We start from the raw sequence: 20,478 nt of genomic DNA on the forward strand, positions 1-20,478 counted from the left end.
AAACTTATGAATTCAAATACATTTGATTTCATTAAATTGTGGAATTAATCAACCTAAAACTAAAATACAAATGGAAAACGATTCAAATACTCCCCAAATTAATTCTAAAAGGTTATTCTATGGTAGTTGCTTTGCGCTTATCACTACAGCTCTTTCTTTTAGTATTAGAGCAGGAATACTTCCTCAATTAGGAGAAGAATTAAGTCTGTCTGCCGAACAATTGGGTTTTATTAACTCTATGTGGTTTCTAGGGTTTCCTATTTCCATGGTCGTTGGTGGCCTTGTTTACCACACCGTTGGAGGAAAAAGAATTATGCAATTTGCCTTTTTTGCACATGCCATTGGGATTATTATGACCATCTATTCAGGTAGTTATGTTGGGCTACTTATATCTACGCTTTTAATTGGGTTAGGAAATGGTTGTACCGAAGCTGCTTGTAATCCTATGATAGCCGATGCGTATCAGGGTAATAGAATGAGTAAAATGATGAACCGTTTTCACATGTGGTTCCCTGGAGGAATTGTGATTGGCAGTTTAATATCAAAATTTATGACCGACGCAGGCTTTGGCTGGGAAAGTCAGATTTGGGTAATTATGATCCCTACGCTTATATACGCTTATTTATATTTTGGGCAAGAATGGCCAAAAGCTATTGTCAAAGAGGCGGCTACCTTAACAGGAAACTTAAAAGCCATGATTTCACCGCTGTTTATTTTTATGATGATTTGTATGGCTCTAACCGCTATATCGGAATTTGGACCACAACAATGGGTAGGGCTTATTCTATCTAAAAGTGGTGCACAACCGATGTTGGTGCTGGCTTTAGTTACTGGCCTTATGGCAGTAGCCAGATATTTTGGAGGGGATGTCGTTAAAAAGTTCGATCAGACTGGGGTGCTATTAGGGTCTTCTGTTCTTGCCACTATTGGTATATATCTTTTTAGTACTCAAACAGGCGGGATGGCTTATGTTGCAGCAGTGTTCTTTGCACTAGGGATAGCTTATTTCTGGCCAAATATGATTGGCTTTGTAGCTGCTAAAATTCCAAAAAGTGGTGCCTTGGGAATGTCTATAATTGGAGCCGTAGGCATGTTTTCCTCTTCTATTTTTCAACCAATCATTGGAGGCTGGATAGATTCAGACAAGGCAAAAGCGGCAGCCCAAGGCTTAACAGGTGATGAATTGGAGTTGGTTGCAGGCCAGGCCACTCTGGGTACAATGGTATTGTTCCCGGGGATATTAATCATCTTATTTACACTACTCTTTTTCTGGATGAAAAATCGAAAGCCGGAAGTAGCAGTTGCCTAATATATTCTTGAAATAAAATAGACTGCTGGTAATAAGATTGCTAGCAGTTTATTGCTTTTATAAACCTAGTAATACGCTCTATATGAAAATAGGAATGAACATGTTATTGTGGACAAACCATGTGACAGAAGAACATTTTGGTATAGTCGAAACTCTTAAGAAGACGGGATACGATGGAATTGAACTCTATATGGGAGATGGAGATGTAGAACATTATAAAAAACTCGGAGATTACTTTAAATCTCTTGGTCTTGGGGTTACAACCGTAACAGGGCTTGCTCCGGAAGAAAATATTTCTAGTGAGGATAAGACAATTAGACAAAATGGCTTAGACAGACTGAAATGGGCAATTGATAATGCCGAGGCTCTTGGTGCAGAAAATATTTGTGGCCCCATTCACTCAAGTTTTGCCTTTTTTTCGAGACAACCACCTACTGCGGACGAGCGGAATCGAAGTACTGAAATGTTATATCAGGCGGCCGAATATGCCGCAAACGCGAATATTATGCTTTGCCCTGAGGCGCTTAATAGATTTGAGTGTTATTTATACAATACCATGGCAGATCTAAAAACCTTAGTAGAAGCAGTTAACCATCCCAATCTTGGTGCAATGTATGATACCCATCACGCCAATATTGAAGAAAAGAGTCAGGCCAAAGCACTTAGGACTATTGCTCCTTATTTAAAGCACGTTCATATAAGTGAAAACGATCGAGGTACTCCTGGAAGCGGACAAATAAATTGGAAAGAAGTATTTGATACTTTAAAGGAAACAGGATACGATGGTTGGCTTACTATAGAAGCCTTTAGCACTGTAATTCCCGAATTTGCAAATGCAATTAATGTTTGGCGAGACTATTCTCCCATGGAAGAAGTTTTCAAGGAGGGTTATAGTTTTATAAAAAAAGGAATGGCAGTATAATTTTTAGTAAAAACAAATTTTATGAAAAAGATATTACTTCTTGGAATGGGTATACTTTTATTTCTGAATTGTGCAGAAAAGAAAAAAGAAAAAGTAGAGAAAAAGCCAACTGATTCTCCTTTAGAATGGTTACTTTTTAATGAAGAAAGTTCTTCAAAACATGTGGTTTTAATCTCAGGTGATGAGGAATACCGATCAGAAGAAGCTTTACCGCAATTAGCCAAAATTCTAGCTAAACGACATGGCTTCAAATGTACGGTCCTCTTCGCACAAGATCCAACTAAACCAGGGATTATTAATGCGAATTATGTAAAAAACATACCAGGCTTAGAAAGTCTTGAAACAGCAGATGTTATGGTACTATTTACCCGTTTCAGAGCTCTCCCAGAAAATCAAATGAATTATATAGACCGCTATCTTAAAAAAGGAATGCCGGTTATAGGAATAAGAACGGCAACACATGCCTTTAACTTTCAAGAAGACAGTCTTTCTAAATATAGGCATTACGGGAATTATTACGAGGGAGAGAAAACGGCCTGGGAAGATGGTTTTGGAAGATTGGTTTTAGGAGAAAATTGGATATCACATCATGGAAAACACAAATATCAAAGTACTAGGGGTGTTTTATCCAAGTTCGGAGAAAATCATCCTATCAGTAACGGAATTAATTCCAAAGATATATGGGGTCCTACAGACGTTTATGGCGTTAGGTTGCCCCTCCCAGGAGATTCTAAACCTCTCGTTCTTGGAGAGGTTATTCAAGGAGAACAACCGTTTGATGAGAACGACCTTTTTTATGGAATGAATCCTACGGATAGTATACCGGCTACAACTAATGAAAAGAATGAATTACTCAATAATCCTATGATGCCTATTGCATGGGTAAAGACATATCAACTTCCGGGTGGCACTGAGGGACCCGCTTTTACTTCAACTATCGGTGCAGCGACTGACCTGCTAAATGAGGCTACGCGAAGACTATTGGTAAATGCAGTGTTTTGGGCCGCTGATTTAGAAATTCCAGAAAAGGCAGATGTAGAAATAGTTGGCGACTATAATCCTACCGCCTTTGAATTTCGTGACGATTCCTATTGGCTAGAGAAAGAATTGAAAATTGAAAGTTTCCAATAAGGGCTTTTTCTGATTTGAAGTAAGAATAGTTATTTAATGGGGATATTCTGATTTTGAATTCTATTTTCTACGTTTTCTATTTGAGTAGAAAGTTCTTCCCTATGTCTATTAAATTTTTTCTTGGAAAAGGTTTTTACTTTACGATTTTCTTTAGGACCTAAGACATTGAGAAAAATTTTCAGATCACCCTCTAAGGGTACCTCTCCCTCTTGTGTTTGCACTACTCTCTTCTTTTTAGATCTAAAGAGCAAATCCGATAAACTTGCCTCGACACCTATATCTAATATACTATCTCTCATATTTATCTTTCCATAAACATCCATATTAACAATATTATTATTAATAAAGACATCCTTAAAAAGGAGCTCTTGTCCATCCAGATATCCTACAATATCCAATTCCTTGACTAAAAAATCATCCTTTGCCTTATGCCCAATAAAGGACAAAGTTTCTTCAATAACTTTTACATTTCTAAATTCCGCGTCGTGTACTCTAAATTTAAACTTCCATAAATCGCTGTCCGATGGGGTATCAAAAGACTCGATTAAATTAAAATGAAGGTCCGATTCCCAAGAAATTTTTCCGTCGGTATTTTTGTAGGTTATTTCATCCTGTTTAAAATTATTAAATGCTAGTAACACTTCACTCAGATCTAGCTCATTGCTCTCACAAAATATGTAAGAAGGAAATGAGGTCTTGTTCTCCTTTTTTAGAAAGCCCCGGGTAATTACCTCTCCATCGCCAAAATTAAACTTCAACCGATTTAACTCTAGTTTTGTGTTGCCATAGTTCGCCGCCAAATCTATATTTTTTACCACTGCATTCTTATATTTAACACTATTGGCAGTGGCACTTAAACCCACTTTCCAGTTGGTAGGAAAACTAAAGTCTAGAATGCCATTATCTTCCTCCTTATATCTCTCATTCTTATCTGGGATTCCAAATACTTCTGATTTAAGCAGGGTATTAAGATTAACGGCATCCAAATTCATCTTAAGATCCGCAACATAGGAAATTTCAGGGGACCTTATCTTATTTGCCTTCAAAGTCAAGTCGAACGAACCAAAAGTCAGGTCTCCTTTAAAGAATTGGACCAGCAAAGTCTCGTTTTGAACTAGAAACTCTGTTTTTAAATTCTTTACAAATTGATCTTTATATCGGACATCATTTGCGCTGAGAAGAAGATTTATGTCTAACTCTTTAGGAAGGTTTTTAAATCCCAATACACGTCTAGTACTATCAGCATTTTCAATCTTATTATCCAGCAAGTAGTTATCTAAAACCAATTTGTTCAAAGCGATTTTACCACTTCCTGAGAGTTGCAAAATCTTCCCCTCCCTAAAATTTAAGTTCCCTTTAAAATTGGTAGTACCTTCCTTAGTTTTAAATCTGAGTTGATCTACTTCTAATCGCTCTCCTTTTGCGTTTGCCTGAAGATTAAAGTTCTCTACCGGAATATCAAATAATATACCCTTATCTATTTTAAGATCTACGGTAGCATCCAGATTACTCGGAAGGGAAAATTTGTTGTTCTTGTTTTTTTTCGAAAGTGAATCTTTTTTTGGCAGCGCAAAATTAAACTCTTTAAAATTTGCATTTAGTTCGGCTTTTATACTTGCAATATCTGTGCGGTGTAAAACAGCTTTTCCGCTTCCAGATACCTTGCCCTTCTGATAGTTAAAAGCAAAGGAATTCATTGTCACTTTCGAGGATCGGTATGCCGAGGCTAGTTTTACGTTATTTAGTACACCATATTTTGTTTTTAAAACATTTCCATCAACAAACAAGTCGAACACCAATTCTGGAAGTTTAGATTGCTTACGTTTTCCGGAAACATTCTTTTTTTCATTTAAGATAGGGATATGCTGCATATCCAACATATCAAAATCTACCCATAATTTACCCGATATAGCCTTTGTTTTTCCCAGTAAGTACTCATCCAAATTATTGAATTCTCCTTTCAATTCTAACACAGAAGCCTGATCCAAGTTGACCTCGGTATCTAGTTTTACAAAATGATTCTTCAGAACAATCCTGCCATTTTTAAAAAAAACAGCATTATTACTTTTTGGAGCTCGCATTCTAACATTATTAAATGTAATTACTCCTTTTGCAGCTTCTTTTTTATTAAAATCGAGCTGTTTAAGTTCCGATATTTTTCCTTTGGTATAGAGGTCTAAATCTACCATTCCCTCCAACTCATATTTATTAGAATCTGGCAGAAAATGTCCAAGGTCTATTTGGGATACAACATGGGCATCAATAATTGGGTCCGATAAATTAGACATGGTAAATCTGCCTCTTATATAACTATTTTCAATTTCAGCATTAAGGGTATCTACTTTAATTGCTGCCGTTTCAGGGCTATGACTCGACCCGTTGTTGTAATTTCCTTCAAGGGTTACCTTTGAAAGCGGATACCGCAACTTGTCGCTCGAAATACTGGCATCCTTGATCTTGAAGTCTAGATGAAAATAAGGCCGCTTAAAAGGATTTACAAAACCTTCCTGGTTGTAACTAATAATTAAATCTGCATTAGGATTAAGTTGTTTCAAATTAGATCCTACATGAACTTCGAACAAATCTACAAAGGCATCAAGGTTTCCATCGCCTAGAATATGAAAATCAATAATATTTCCGTCGTCCTCCGGAATTAATTTAAGGCTGGGTGTAAGTTTTAAATCATTAGCATATATTTCTCCATCAAGCAGCTCTTTTACCCCGGTTATTCGATGAATTTGAAATGCTGCGTTTTCTACTCTTGCCGCCTGGTTTTTAATCAGGGTGGTACGTTTGGTAATTAGCGAGTCTAAACTGGCGTCAGCGTTACCCTGGAGTAATAGTGTAGTATCCGAAGAGGACAGTTCAAACCTGCCACTCTTAACCATTATATACATCCGATTCTTCTTGTACTGATTCCCAAAGAACAACTGTGTATTTTCTACTTCAATATCCCCAGATTTAAGGAGGAGTTTTCGTCCATTTTTGTTTTTTGAACCCGTATTCTCTCCAAATAATTTAGGTCTTCTTCCCAAAGAATCTATTTCATTGCTAAAAAAGCCATTTTCTACATGTAGTCTTTTAATTTCTAAAGTATCTCTAAAAAGACTTCCAAGTCTTAATACAACATTTATTCTTTCAAAATGAGATTCCCCTGCATTACTATTAATAAATGTTACATCTCTAAGTTCTATTCTTGCATTAGGAAAATTACTCAAATACGAAAAGCGCAGGTCCCCAAATGAAATATTACCATCAAACTCTTCATTAATTACATTCACCAATTCATCATGTACACTATTATTATGGGACTTGGCCAATACCCATAAACCAAAGATCCCTATTAAAATAAGACCTAGAAAAACCAGTATTATTAGCTTAATGACTTTTTTCAACGTAGTTTAACTTATTTCTCTCTGATTAATTTTCCTAATTAGTCCCTGCACCTAGACGATCGTCGCTTATTCTTCATAAGCCTCTAAAAGGTTAATACAAAAGAGGTACTTTTCTCTGGTATCGAATGTACCTCTAAACTACCTCCATGCAATCGCATAATTTGCTTTGACAAGCTCAGCCCTATTCCTGTTCCTGAATTTTTAGTGGTAAAAAATGGCACAAAAATCTCTTCTATCAAATCAGAAGGAATTCCCGGACCATTATCCCGAACTTCAATATATTTCCTGCCTGAGGAATTAACCCCGGCAAATATTTGCAAAAAACCTTCCTCCATTTCGCTCATTGATTGCATGGCGTTTTTACCTAAATTTACTAAGACCTGCGTGATTTGTTTCTCGTCAAGAAAAAACTCCAGATTTTCAGGTTGCAATCTCATTTCTATTTTTATGTTAGGAAAGGAATCCTCGGTTTTTAATAACAATCGAACCCGACTTAAAATCTTTGTGGCCGGAACTATTTCCTTGTCCGGATCCGGTAAGCTCAATAAACTGCGATAGGATTGTACAAAGCTGATTAAATCATTTCCCTGCTCCTTTATGACTTCCAATCCTTTTGCGGCACTTTTTAGATGATTCACCGCAAGACCTTCTTCAATTAATGAACCGTCTTCTTTTTTAAAGTAATTTAATACAGATTCAGAAATTGAAGTTATTGGGGCTATGGTATTCATAATCTCATGTGTTAACACTCTGATAAGACGTACCCAAGAGTCTGTTTCTTTTTCATCTAACTCCCGGTGGATGTCTTGCACAACGACAAGTAAAAAATTCTCGCCTTCCAGATTAATTGCGGTTGCAGATAAGGATAGTTGCCGTTTTTCTCTCTCATTTACAAATTGAAATAACTTACGATCAAAAGGTTTCAAATCATCAAATAATTCATATAGCTTCTTATCTACCTGTGCTAATTGTTTGATATGGTTGAGGGGTTTATAATTCAATAATTTTTCAACTGTGGGGTTAGAATATATAATATGTCCCTTTTCATTAAAAGTTAGTATCCCGATATCTGCTCTGCGCATAATTTCTTGATAATACTGCTCTTGTGTTTGCTTTTTCAGATGTATATCTTGTATCATCTCATTGAGCGTATTGAGACTATGGTTTAATTCTTCTAAAGATTTAAGACTTAATTTTTCGGGAAACCTAAGGGTAAAATCCTCATTCTGGATGGCGTCGAAGAAATAGGCGATTTTTCTATTGGTATGATTCACATAGCGAATTAAATCGGCTACTTGAATTATAAAAATAACCCCTAAAAGTCCTGTTATAAAGTATTGTTCTTTAAAAATCAGGAATCCGATTGCCAAAGAGAAACCAGAAATTAACAATATTCGCAAGACGAGTTGTAGGTATATGTTTTTACTTACCATTATTTACTCATCTTTTTTAATTTGTTGTACAAGGTCTGTCTGGTAATTCCTAATTGTGCCGCGGCAGCACTATAATTTCCATGGTTATTATTCAGGGCATTTTGAATCATTCTTTTTTCCATCTCATCCAGGGTATCTGGTTCTGAAGATTGATGATTTTCAACACTTGTATTTAGAAGAAAGTCGCTGGGTTTAAGTACATTTCCATCGCAAAGTATAACCGCCCTTTCAATTGTATGCTGTAATTCACGAACATTTCCTGGCCACGAGTATTCCTTGAGTTTCTCCTGTGCCATTTTATTTATTCGCAAGCCATTCTTTCCATATTTCTTGGCAAAACGATTTAAATAATAGTCCGATAATACCAAGACATCGTTCTCTCTTTCTCGGAGGGCAGGGACCTGAATATGTATGGTATTTATTCTATACAACAAATCTTCCCTGAAAACACCTTCAGATACCATTTTATTTAAATTACAATTTGTTGCACAAATAAGTCGAATATCCACCGGAATAGCTTTATTAGAACCCACTTTTACAACGGTTTTATTTTGTATTGCTGAGAGCAATTTGGCCTGTGTCTGTAGTGATAAGTTACCGATTTCATCCAAAAACAAGGTACCCGCATTTGCAGCCTCAAATTTTCCAATACGATCTTCTTTTGCATCTGTAAACGCCCCTTTTAGATGACCAAATAACTCACTTTCAAACAAGGTTTCAGAGATAGATCCCATATCTACTGGAATAAAGACTTCCGAAGACCTGCTAGACATTCGGTGTAATTCTCTAGCAATTAGCTCTTTACCAGTACCGTTCTCTCCTGTAATCAGTATGTTAACATCTGTTTTGGCAACCTTGTGTGCTAGCTTTAAAACGGCAGTTAACTCTGTAGACTCCCCAATTATTGGACTCTTATTTTCATTTAGAACCTGTTTTAATCCGGATTCCTTTTGTTTTAATTTCACTACCTCCTTTTTGGATTCTCGAAGCTTATATGCAGATTTAACAGTGGCTAAAAGTTTTTCATTATTCCAGGGTTTAAGAATAAAATCTACAGCTCCCTCCTTTAGTGCTCTTACGGCGAGATCTACCGCTCCATAAGCAGTCATCATTATCACCGAAACATCTGGGGCTTTATTTCTAATTTCCCGCAACCAATACAAGCCTTCGTTGCCAGTATTTACACCCGCTGAAAAATTCATATCCAATAGGACAATGTCTACCTCCTTAATATTTGTAAAAGAAGAAATCTGATTGGGATTGGAAATATAGGTCACTTCCCGATACTCATCCTGAAGTAAAATTTCAAGTGCGCTTAATACACTTTTATTATCATCAATAACCAATACACTACCGTCTAACATAATTCCTTTTTTATGTTCTTGTAAAGCTACGATTTGCAGTCGTAAATACGAACAAGTGTAAAATATTTTTACATAATATGTATAAAAGTTTGACATTTTTTTCAATTGATATATTTGAAAATATTCATAAACAATTGATTATCAACATACTAATTTATTGGCACAATGGTCGCTATCATATGAACAGAGTTTTAAAATATGAAGATTAGAATAACAACAAGCTTTCTCATTTTATGCCTATCAGCTACTAACCTGATAGCACAGCAGACATGGTCTTTAGATGATTGTGTAAACTATGCTTTAGAACATAATCTCTTTCTAAAAGATTTTAAATACGCCACAGAGTCTGGCGAGGAAACCTTTAAGCAATCTAAAAGAAGCTTACTTCCCAATATTTCCGGGAATACTAGTTATACAATTAATCAGGGACGTACTGTTGATCCGAATGATAACAGTATTGTAAACTCGGACTTTTTCTCCAATGATTACAATTTGCAGGCCTCTATAGATATTTTCCAGGGTTTCCAAAAAATGAATATTATCAAAGCATCTAAACTTGCTTACAAAGCTATACAGGAAGAGACACTACAGGAGAAATACCTTCTCTCTTTTAGGGTAATGCGGGCCTATTACGACATAAAATTCTTTGAAGGCCTTTTGGCAATATCATTAGAGCAAGAAGCCTTATCAATTACGAATTTAGATTTAGTCAACAAACAGATAGATTTAGGCTTAAAGGCTGGAGCGGATAAATACGAAGCAGAGTCCTTATTACTAAGAGACGAACTTAATGTAACACAAACTCGAAACCGTTTGGCCGCCGCCAAGCTAAGACTAATCCAGGAAATGAATCTTGAAGGAACCAGTGAGATTTCCATACGCGAAGGCTTGGTAGAAAAGTTTCGAGAAACAGACCCGGATGATATTAAGACCGACCAAATTTATGAAGAGGCTATGGGTTTTTTACCAATTATTAAAGCTCAGGAATTAAGAGCTTTACAAGCACAAAAGGAAATTTCCGTGGCCAGAGCCAGTCTTTATCCATCTCTTAGACTCTTTGGCGGATACGGTACAGGGTATTATGAGACTATTACCGATTCCCTTGGTGTAACCATTCCTTTTAGAAATCAGTTCAGGGATAATGCCGCTGGCTTTGCCGGGATATCTCTAAGTATTCCAATACTAAATAGCTGGTCTTTTCGATCTCGAATTAAACAGCAAAAAATAGCTTTTGACCGAGCGCAGAATAACTTAGATCTTCAGGAACAAGAATTATTTCAGACCATACAGCAACTTGTTCAGGAATACAATTCACTTGTGGTAGAATACGATCAAAGCTTTCAAAATATGGAAGCACAGAACCTTGCTTTTACTATTGCACAAAAACGCTATGACAAAGGAATGATAAGTGCCTTAGATCTTTTTACAGCAAAAAACTTGTTCGCAATTGCACAAAACGACAATCTGCAGGTACGACTGCGAGCAGAGGTTAATAAGAGTACGCTTGATTTTTACAGGGGCTTACCAGTATTTAATTTTAATTAGAAGGAAACAAACAAATGGATATACAATTAGAAAAGAAAAAAGGACTTCGCCCAAAACATTATGGCTATATAGCCCTAGGTCTTTTAGTGCTTTTTTTAGCATGGAAGATCCTCTTTAGTAGTTCTGTCTCTACTTTTAGAACCGATAGAGATAAACTGTCATTAAATGAAGTAGTTGCCGGTAAATTTGATGACTACATCACCATAAACGGAAATGTTGCTCCTATAGCAACTATTTATATGGATGCCTACGAAGGGGGAAGAGTAACTGAAAAACTCATAGAAGAAGGCGCCATGGTGAAAAAAGGGGATGTTATTTTGAAACTAGAGAACAGGGCCTTGTACGAGCAAATCTTGGCAAGTGAAAGTAACTTAGCCCTAAAGCAAAACGACCTGCGTTCGACAAAATTAACCTTCGACTCAAGGCAGGTGGAAGGTAGGAGATCTCTGGCCACAGCGGAGTATGATTTACAAAGACTGAAAAGAAACTACGAGCAAAATAAATCCCTCTATGCTGAAGAACTGATATCTAAAGAGGAGTTCCTTCTGTCAAAGGAAAACTATGAGCTTTCACAAAAACAGTACGAAATAGTTAAAATGCAGACCGAACAGGACGACGAATTAAGAAAGACCTCCTTAACTAGTCTGGATGCCGATTTGGCTAGAATGCAGACAACACTAGGAATGGTATATGAGCGAATAGACCAATTAAACGTGAGAGCTCCTGCGGATGGACAGTTGGGTTTTTTAGATGCCGAAATTGGTCAAAGCATTGCACAAGGTCAGAGAATAGGACAAATAAATGTTCTGACAGATTATAAGATTGAAGCCTCCATAGATGAGCATTATATTGATCGTGTAATACGAGATCTTACTGCCAATCTCGAGCGAAATGGCAATGAATACCCATTGCGAATCAGAAAAGTATATCCCGAAGTAAGAAATGGGAAATTTAAGGTTGATTTGGTATTTACGGATCAAAAACCAGAAACCATACGTACAGGGCAGAGTTACAACATAAAACTTCAATTAGGTGAATCTAATGATGCTCTTTTACTACCAAAAGGTAGCTTTTTCAGAAGTACGGGGGGGCAGTGGATTTTTGTTGTAGATATGGATGGCGGAGAAGCCATAAAAAGGCCCATTCGGATTGGAAAACAGAATTCTCGCTATTACGAAGTTCTGGAAGGACTAGAGGCAGGAGAAAAAGTAATAACCAGTAACTATGACACATTTGGGGAAGCAGAAAGAATTGTATTAAAATAAATACGAGCCTATCTCAGGAATATTATGATTAATTATAAAACGATAGATAAATTAAAGTTTAAAACACCTATACAATGATTAAAATAAAGAATTTAAAGAAAAGCTTCAGAACAGAAGAAGTGGAGACCTTAGCCCTTAACAATGTGGCTATGGATATTACGGATGGCGAATTTGTTGCCATTATGGGGCCCTCCGGTTGTGGCAAGTCTACCTTACTAAATATCATCGGAATGCTAGACAATCCAACAGAAGGCACGTATAACTTTGCAGGGAATGAAGTTGGAGGACTAAAAGAACGTCAAAGAACAGAATTGAGAAAAGGAAACTTAGGTTTTGTTTTTCAAAGCTTTAATCTAATAGACGAACTCACGGTCTTTGAAAATGTAGAGCTTCCGCTAATCTACCTTAAAATGAATAAGGCAGAAAGACAGGAAAAAGTGACAAAAGTATTGGAGCGTATGAAAATTGCACATCGAGCCAAACACTTCCCACACCAACTATCCGGAGGACAACAGCAAAGGGTAGCCATTGCCAGAGCAGTAGTCACAAACCCCAAACTAATCCTAGCGGATGAGCCAACTGGAAATTTGGATTCCAAAAATGGAATTGAGGTTATGAATTTATTAACTGAACTTAATCAGGAAGGAACTACGATTGTAATGGTTACCCACTCTGACAGGGATTCACATTACGCACATAGAGTAATTAATCTTTTTGACGGTCAGGTAGTAACAGAAAGTCAAAATCGAGCTATGGGTACAGTTATGTAAAAAAAAGAGTTTATTCATCAAATCAATCATTATGTTTAAGAATTATCTAAAAATTGCTTGGAGAAATTTGGTAAAAGACAAAATGCAGACTTTTATCAATTTACTTGGCCTGACGATAGGGACAGTAAGCTGTCTTTGTATTATGCTCTATGTCTTTGATCAGATGGGATACGATCAATACCATCAGGACCCAGCTTCTATTTTTAGAGTGAGGTCTGAGGTAGATGGAAGTGGTGCCAACGGTGAATTTAATTCTTTGGCAACCACTTCACCGCCTGTTGCCTTTGACCTGAAAGAAGACTTTCCGGAACTTGAACAGGTCACCCGGGTAGTGAAAGTAGATATCTTTAATGTAGACATTATTAAGGTTTCAGGCGCTGAAAATGGGTTTTATGAATCTAGGGCCTACCTCGCAGACTCTACACTTTTCGAGGTGTTTAATTTTAAACTCCTGGCCGGTGATAAGAAAGCCTTAAATGAACCTAGCACCTTAATACTCTCCTCGCAACTTGCGAAAAAAATGTTCGGAGAGACCGATCCCGTAAATAAGGTGGTTGAGATTTCTGGGTATAGTGGTGAACCCAACAAATTAACAGTTAAAGGCGTATTTGATGAAAACTATGGCAAATCTCATCTCAATCCAAACTATATTATTAGTATGGACACCCCCGGCTTGGGAGCTTATGTTAAAGAGAATAATACCTATGGAGGAAATAATTATGTTTATACTTATGCCAAGCTAAAAAAGGGTACCGACCCATCCGAATTGGCTGCAAAACTACCCTCTTTCTTGGAATCCCGGGCAGGAAATCAACTTTCTGAAAGGGGAATTAGAATGAAATTAGTCTTGCAAAACATACAAGACATACATTTGTACTCAAAAGGGATCGCTTCACAAATAGAAAAGGTTTCAGATATACAATACCTTTATATTTTAGGGATATTGGCTTTCTTTATCCAATTGGTTGCCTGTATAAACTTCATAAACCTCAGCACTGCAAGAGCCAATAAAAGAGGCAAAGAAATTGGAATTAGAAAAGTAGCCGGCGCAGAAAAAAGTTCACTAGTATTTCAGTTTTTAAGCGAATCTTTACTACTTTCTTTCTTTTCTATCTTAATTAGTATTCCTATTACTATTAGTCTCCTCCCAATAATAAATGAAATCTCTGATAGCGCTCTTACCTATCCGGATATCTTTCAACTACCCATACTTATTTCTTTATTAAGCCTTGGGGCCATAACCGGAATCCTTGCAGGAATTTATCCTGCAATGGTATTGTCCTCTCTGGAAACGATAAAAGTCTTAAAAAAGGAAACGGTTAAAGGAAGTGGCAACGGCACTTTACGGAGGGCATTGGTAGTATTTCAGTTTGTACTGTCTATAGCACTAATAAGCATTGTTTTGATTATATGGCAACAATTTAATTTTACACAAAAAAAGAATTTAGGGTTTCAAAAACAGAATTTAATTTCCCTAGAACTCAATACGGAAGATGCTCGTAATAACTATGAGTCATTAAAATCTCAGTACTTAAACATATCCGGTATTTCAGAGATTACTGGGAACTGGTTTTCCCCTTACGAAAATATCAACGCCAGCCGAGAGCTATATTTAAAAGGTCAGAACCCTGAGAATGCAATAGGCACTAATATAAACTTTATAAGCGAAGATTATATCAGAACAACTGGTGTTAGCCTGCTGCAAGGACGTGATTTAAAGGAAACCGACGAAAACCAACTTTTAGTAAATCTGGCAACGCTCAAAGCCATGAATATAGAAAAGGACAAAGCTTTGGGAACCATAGTCTTGGGAGAGGGAAATGAAGGGCCTGTAGAATATGAAATAGTTGGCATTTTAGACGACTTCCATTTTGCTTCCTTAAAAAACCCTATAGAACCCTTGGTTCTTATTAAAATGAACAATCCCAGGAGAATGCTGCTTCGGCTCGAATCGGCAAATATGGGAGCTATTTTGGCCAATATGAAACAAGTATGGAAAGCCACCATAGAGGGCACCCCATTTATGCATTCTTTTGTTGATACCGAAGTGGAACAGATGTATGAAGAAGAAAAACGCATAGGTAAAATTGCCGTTTTCTTTACCATATTAGCCATCTTAATCAGCGCTCTGGGATTATTTGGTCTTGTTTCATATACAGCAGAACAAAAGAAAAAGGAAATTGGGATCCGAAAAGTTCTAGGTGCCAGTGTTCAGTCTGTTGTACAACTATTAACGAAAGACTTTGTTAAGCTTGTATTGCTTGCATTACTTATAGCAACTCCTATAGCCTACCTATTTACCAATCGTTGGTTACAAGATTTTACCTATAGAATTGATATTCATTGGTGGGTTTTTGCTTTGGCTGGTGCCATTGCTATGTTAATTACACTTTTAACCGTTGGAGCTCAATCCATAAAGTCGGCTATAGCAAATCCTGCAACTAGCCTACGTACTGAATAAAAAAAAAATAACTATGTTCATCAATCATATCAAAATCGCCTGGAGAAATCTTTTAAAAAACAAAGGTTTTACCTTTATTAATATCATCGGATTAAGTATTGGGGTCGCTGCCTGTGTACTCATTTCTATCTATATCGTGCACGAAAGGAGCTATGATAAAAAAATAGAAAATTCAGAGAATATATATCGTATGATTAATAGATATATATCTGACGGAACTATTAACGATGGCATACATTTTTCTGCAAATACAGCACCTACGGTACTGAGTGATTTTCCAGAGGTTATGCAGAGCGGCAGAATAATGGATAATGAACTGTTTTGGGGAGCGGGGAGTAATGAAATTAGAATTGGGGGGGAGCAAAGACAACATCACGAAGAAAGATTTACCTACGCCGACCAGGCCATTATCGATATAATGCAAATACCCATGGTACATGGTGTTTCCGAAACTGCCTTGGCAGAACCTAATACAGTGGTTATTTCGGAACGAATTTCAAGAAAGTATTTTGGCACAGGAAATCCTATTGGAAAAGTCATTTATTTAAATGGAAACAATGGGCTGCCATTTCGGATTAATGGTGTTATGAAAGATTTTTCGAGTAATTCACACATGGACTATGACTTTCTAATTACGCTTGAAGGGGTTGAATTTGGTGAAGGCGAGCAAACTAGATGGACACAGAACAATTATTATACTTATATCACATTAAGGTCCGATGCCGATCCTAAGGCTTTCGAAGAAAAAATGTCGAATCATTTAATAGAAGAGTACATTGTTCCGGCGAATGAAACAGCAGGCTATGTAATTCCAGAGGATTTTAAAAATCAGTTTTTTATTAAACTACAGGCGTTAACAGATATCAATCTCTATTCCTCAACCATAGATTTTGAAGCATCTAAACGAAATGATATTAAAATCATATGGATTTTTGGAATTATTGCCCTTTTTATCTTAGTCATAGCAAGTATTAATTTTGTTAACCTCTCCACGGCGAAATCATCGAGCAGAGCCAAAGAAGTTGGGGTTAGAAAAGTTGTTGGTTCTTCAAAACGCTACTTAATTAGACAGTTTTTAACCGAATCTGTACTGATTACGGTTATTTCCTTTACACTTGGTACGATGCTCGCCTGGGTATTAATGCCACTTTTTAGAAGTATGTCGGGAAAAGAATTAAGCTTGCCCTTTACCAATCCCATATTCCTTATTAGTCTTTTGGCAGGAGCTCTAATCGTGGGGGTTTTAGCCGGCCTCTACCCTTCCTTTTATCTTTCTAAATTTCAACCGGCTGCCGTCCTAAAAGGAGACCTGACCAGCGGAAGTAAATCTAGTAGCCTTCGCAGTGGTTTAGTAGTATTTCAGTTTACAATATCTATCATACTTATAATTGGTACGCTAATAGTAAACCAACAGATGAACTTTATTCTCAACTCTAAACTTGGTTTCGAAAAAGGACAGGTAATACAACTATACGGTACAAATTTGATGGGAGATCAACTACTTACTTTTAAAGAAGAACTTAAAAACCTAAATGGAGTAGAAAATGTAAGCATTAGTGACTTTCTACCTATCGAGGGTACTAAACGAAATGGTAATAGTTATGTTAACGAAGGCCGAGATAATATTGACGAAACCGTTCCCGGACAGGCGTGGGTTATAGATGAAGATTACCTAGAAACCCTGGGAATGACTCTAGAATTAGGCAGAAACTTTGACAAGGACAGAGCCTCAGATGAAAATGCTACGATAGTCAACCAAACCATGGTTAAAGAACTTCTTTTGGAAGACCCAATTGGCAAAAAAATATCTCGCTATGGCACTCTTTATGAGATTATAGGAGTGGTTAACGATTTTAACTACAATACCCTGCAGCAAAAGGTACAGCCTCTATGCTTTTTTAGAGGAATTAGCCCTTCTATTACCTCTGTTAAGGTTAGCAGTACTGATTTGCCTGAACTTATTAAAGACATTGAAGAAAAATGGAGCACATTTAATCCAAACATGGAGATGCGCTATGAATTTATGGACAATTCATTTGCATTAATGTATGCTAATGTTTCTAGAATTAAGAGCATCTTTATATCCTTTGCCATTTTGGCGATTTTTGTTGCTTGCTTAGGATTATTTGCTCTTTCCGCCTTTATGGTCGAGCAACGCAAAAAAGAAATTAGCATCCGCTTGGTTTTAGGGGCCCCATTTAGAAGTATCTACTCCCTTCTTACTCTTAATTTCCTGAAATTAGTGTTAATCGCTATTGTCATGGCAGTACCCATAGGATGGTTAATGATGCGAAAGTGGTTGGAGGATTTTTCTTACAAAATAAATATCAGCTGGGAAGTCTTCCTAATAGCAGGTATTGCGGCCATTGTCATTGCCTTAGTAACCATTAGTTACCAATCTATAGGAGCAGCATTGCTGAAACCGTTAAAGAGTTTACGTACAGAATAGTTTATATTTGATTGTACTTAAATAAGAAATTGAATGATTAAAAATTATTTTAAAATAGCTTGGAGAAATATCCTTAGAAGTAAGGGCTATTCCGCGATTAACATCGGAGGGCTGGCCTTGGGTATGGCGGTCACCTTAATAATCGGATTATGGTTACAAGATGAATTGAGCTATAATAAGCATTTTACTAATTACAATGAAATTGCCCAAGTATTTCAATCACAAACCTTTAACGGACAAACCTCTACAGGGCCAGCGATTCCCAGACCCCTAGAGAGGGCGTTCCGAGATCGATATGGAGATAAATTTAAGCATATAGTAATGTCGTCCTGGCAAAACTCGGAATACTTAAAATACAAGGATATAAATATTGCGAGAGAGGGGAACTTTATGCAACGCGGGGGACCAGAAATGCTTGGTCTGGATATTATTGCCGGGGAATTAGATGGCCTTCGAGAAATTAATTCAATAATGATATCGGCCAGTACGGCAAATGCTCTTTTCGGAACCGAAGACCCTATTGGAAAAGTTCTTAAGGTAAATAATGAATATAATATGATGGTGACCGCAGTATATAAGGACCTGCCCTTTAATACGAACTTCCATGGGCTAACCTATATACAACCATGGGAACATTATATTACTACAGAAGAATGGCTAAAGGAAGCCGAGACTAATTGGGGAAATAACTCTTTTCAAATGTTTGTTCAACTAGCAGATAATTCTAATATGGAATCTGTTTCTTCCGCTATTCAGTATGTAAAGAAAGATCTAAATGAGGACACACGGGAATTTAATCCTCTGCTCTTTTTATTTCCAATGAAAGATTGGCATTTGCGATCTAATTTTGAAAATGGGAAACAAACGGGTGGCAGAATTCAGTACGTATGGCTTTTTGGAATTATAGGCCTATTTGTATTGCTGTTGGCCTGTATTAATTTCATGAATTTAAGCACTGCAAGATCGGAAAAGCGTTCCAAAGAAGTAGGTATTAGAAAATCCATAGGGTCGCAAAGAAATCAGTTAATCAATCAGTTTTTAGGAGAATCCTTTTTAGTCGTGGTTATTGCCTATGTCTTAGCCATTCTCCTGGTTTTATTGGCCTTAAATAGTTTCAACGACTTGTCTCTGAAGCAAATCAGATTTCCATGGACAAGTCTTACGTTCTGGGCCAGTTCCTTGATTTTCGTTATCATAACTTCTTTATTAGCAGGCAGTTACCCTGCACTTTATTTATCCTCTTTTAATCCGGTGGAGGTTCTAAAAGGCACTTTTAAGGCTGGCAAATTAGCTGGTTTGCCAAGAAAAGTTATGGTTGTTATTCAGTTTACCGTTTCCGTAGCCTTTATTATAGGCACGCTGATTGTTTTACAACAAATCCAATTTGCAAAAAATAGACCTATTGGTTACGATAAAGAAGGCCTTGTACAAATCCCAACCTTAAGTCAGGATTTTATTGGGAAATACGACCTGATGCGAATGGAGTTCCTAAACTCCAATGCAGTAATTGAAATGTCTAGTTCTAGTAGTCCTACTACCAATGTATGGTCTAATCGAAGTGGATATACCTGGGAAAGTAAACCTGAAGGATTTCAGGATGACTTTGCCTGGATAGACGTGGCTCCCGAATTTGCTAAATCCTTAAACCTGAAAATTCTTGCAGGCAGAGATTTCTCGAGAGACTTTTCTACAGATTCTACAGCGGTTCTCATAAACGAAACCGCGGCTAAATATATGGGATTGAGCAATCCGGTTGGGGTTCAATTAAAAGACTCCGATGAAGAAGACCCGGATCCTCCCTTAACGATTATAGGCGTAGTGGAAGATATGGTTATGCAGTCGCCCTACGATCCAGTAAAACAGGCAATATATGCATTCGATGGTTATGGGGAATCTAGTTATTACAACCTGCGTCTCAACCCTGGAAATAGCGCCAGTGAAAATCTGGAAATAGTGGAGAACGTTTTTAAAAAACATTTCCCTGATCTCCCTTTTGAATACCAGTTTGTTGATCAGGAATATGAAAGAAAGTTTCGATCTGAAGTACGAATTGCACGACTGGCTAGTATTTTTACTGCTTTGGCTATTTTAATAAGCTGCTTAGGTCTTTTTGGTCTCACCTCCTTTGTTGCCGAGCAACGGACAAAAGAAATTGGAGTAAGAAAAGTCTTGGGAGCCTCCGTGTTTAATGTTTGGAAAATGCTTTCCAAAGACTTTATAGGTCTGGTTATTCTTTCTTGCATCATTGCTATTCCGATTTCCTATTATTTAATGAATGGCTGGTTAGAATCCTACACCTATAGTGTTAGTCTTAGCTGGTGGATTTTTGCTCTGGCAATTATTGGAGCAATCATTATAACCTTGCTTACTGTGAGTTTTCAAGCCTTGAAAGCCGCAAAATCGAACCCAGTTAATAGCCTAAGGACAGAATAAC

At 37.0% G+C, this 20,478-nt stretch carries 12 protein-coding genes; 9 read left to right on the forward strand and 3 right to left on the reverse strand.

From position 1 onward, the window contains the following. Positions 1–70: 70 nt before the first annotated feature. From PXG98_RS07540 to PXG98_RS07550, 3 genes are all read left to right on the forward strand, one after another. Positions 71–1,309 carry an MFS transporter gene (locus tag PXG98_RS07540; protein ID WP_276390036.1) on the forward strand — a complete coding sequence of 413 codons (1,239 nt, stop codon included), beginning with the start codon at positions 71–73 and terminating at the stop codon, positions 1,307–1,309. Between the two features lie 82 nt (positions 1,310–1,391). After that, positions 1,392–2,231 carry a sugar phosphate isomerase/epimerase family protein gene (locus tag PXG98_RS07545; protein ID WP_276390037.1) on the forward strand — a complete coding sequence of 280 codons (840 nt, stop codon included), beginning with the start codon at positions 1,392–1,394 and terminating at the stop codon, positions 2,229–2,231. Between the two features lie 21 nt (positions 2,232–2,252). Beyond that, positions 2,253–3,362, forward strand: coding sequence for a ThuA domain-containing protein (locus PXG98_RS07550; protein WP_276390039.1), 1,110 nt, complete (start codon positions 2,253–2,255; stop codon positions 3,360–3,362). A gap of 29 nt (positions 3,363–3,391) precedes the next feature. Here PXG98_RS07550 and PXG98_RS07555 read toward each other — a convergent pair whose 3' ends face one another. The 3 genes from PXG98_RS07555 to PXG98_RS07565 form a co-directional block, all read right to left on the reverse strand. Continuing rightward, complete coding sequence (locus tag PXG98_RS07555; protein WP_276390040.1) at positions 3,392–6,757, reverse strand: hypothetical protein; 3,366 nt, start codon at positions 6,755–6,757, stop codon at positions 3,392–3,394. An 83-nt stretch (positions 6,758–6,840) separates the two neighbouring features. Next, the gene (locus PXG98_RS07560) at positions 6,841–8,190 is read right to left on the reverse strand and encodes a sensor histidine kinase (RefSeq protein ID WP_276390041.1); all 1,350 of its coding nucleotides are present in this window, start codon (positions 8,188–8,190) and stop codon (positions 6,841–6,843) included. Beyond that, positions 8,190–9,554, reverse strand: coding sequence for a sigma-54-dependent transcriptional regulator (locus PXG98_RS07565; RefSeq protein ID WP_276390042.1), 1,365 nt, complete (start codon positions 9,552–9,554; stop codon positions 8,190–8,192). The genes PXG98_RS07560 and PXG98_RS07565 overlap by 1 nt, the downstream gene beginning before the upstream one ends. Before the next feature lie 198 nt (positions 9,555–9,752). Here PXG98_RS07565 and PXG98_RS07570 point away from each other — a divergent pair, with 198 nt between their 5' ends. From PXG98_RS07570 to PXG98_RS07595, 6 genes are all read left to right on the forward strand, one after another. Then, complete coding sequence (locus tag PXG98_RS07570; protein ID WP_276390043.1) at positions 9,753–11,099, forward strand: TolC family protein; 1,347 nt, start codon at positions 9,753–9,755, stop codon at positions 11,097–11,099. 14 nt (positions 11,100–11,113) lie between these two features. After that, the gene (locus PXG98_RS07575) at positions 11,114–12,364 is read left to right on the forward strand and encodes an efflux RND transporter periplasmic adaptor subunit (RefSeq protein ID WP_276390045.1); all 1,251 of its coding nucleotides are present in this window, start codon (positions 11,114–11,116) and stop codon (positions 12,362–12,364) included. Between the two features lie 74 nt (positions 12,365–12,438). Continuing rightward, the gene (locus tag PXG98_RS07580; protein ID WP_276390047.1) at positions 12,439–13,134 is read left to right on the forward strand and encodes an ABC transporter ATP-binding protein; all 696 of its coding nucleotides are present in this window, start codon (positions 12,439–12,441) and stop codon (positions 13,132–13,134) included. Positions 13,135–13,165: 31 nt separating this feature from the next. Further along, positions 13,166–15,595, forward strand: a complete 2,430-nt coding sequence (locus PXG98_RS07585; RefSeq protein ID WP_276390048.1) for an FtsX-like permease family protein — start codon at positions 13,166–13,168, stop codon at positions 15,593–15,595. A 13-nt stretch (positions 15,596–15,608) separates the two neighbouring features. After that, positions 15,609–18,044: an ABC transporter permease gene (locus PXG98_RS07590; protein ID WP_276390049.1), complete on the forward strand. Its 2,436-nt coding sequence runs from the start codon at positions 15,609–15,611 to the stop codon at positions 18,042–18,044. A gap of 33 nt (positions 18,045–18,077) precedes the next feature. Then, positions 18,078–20,477 carry an FtsX-like permease family protein gene (locus PXG98_RS07595; protein WP_276390050.1) on the forward strand — a complete coding sequence of 800 codons (2,400 nt, stop codon included), beginning with the start codon at positions 18,078–18,080 and terminating at the stop codon, positions 20,475–20,477. Position 20,478: the final 1 nt, after the last annotated feature.

The organism is Eudoraea chungangensis, assembly GCF_029360665.1.
Lineage (GTDB): Bacteria > Bacteroidota > Bacteroidia > Flavobacteriales > Flavobacteriaceae > Eudoraea > Eudoraea chungangensis.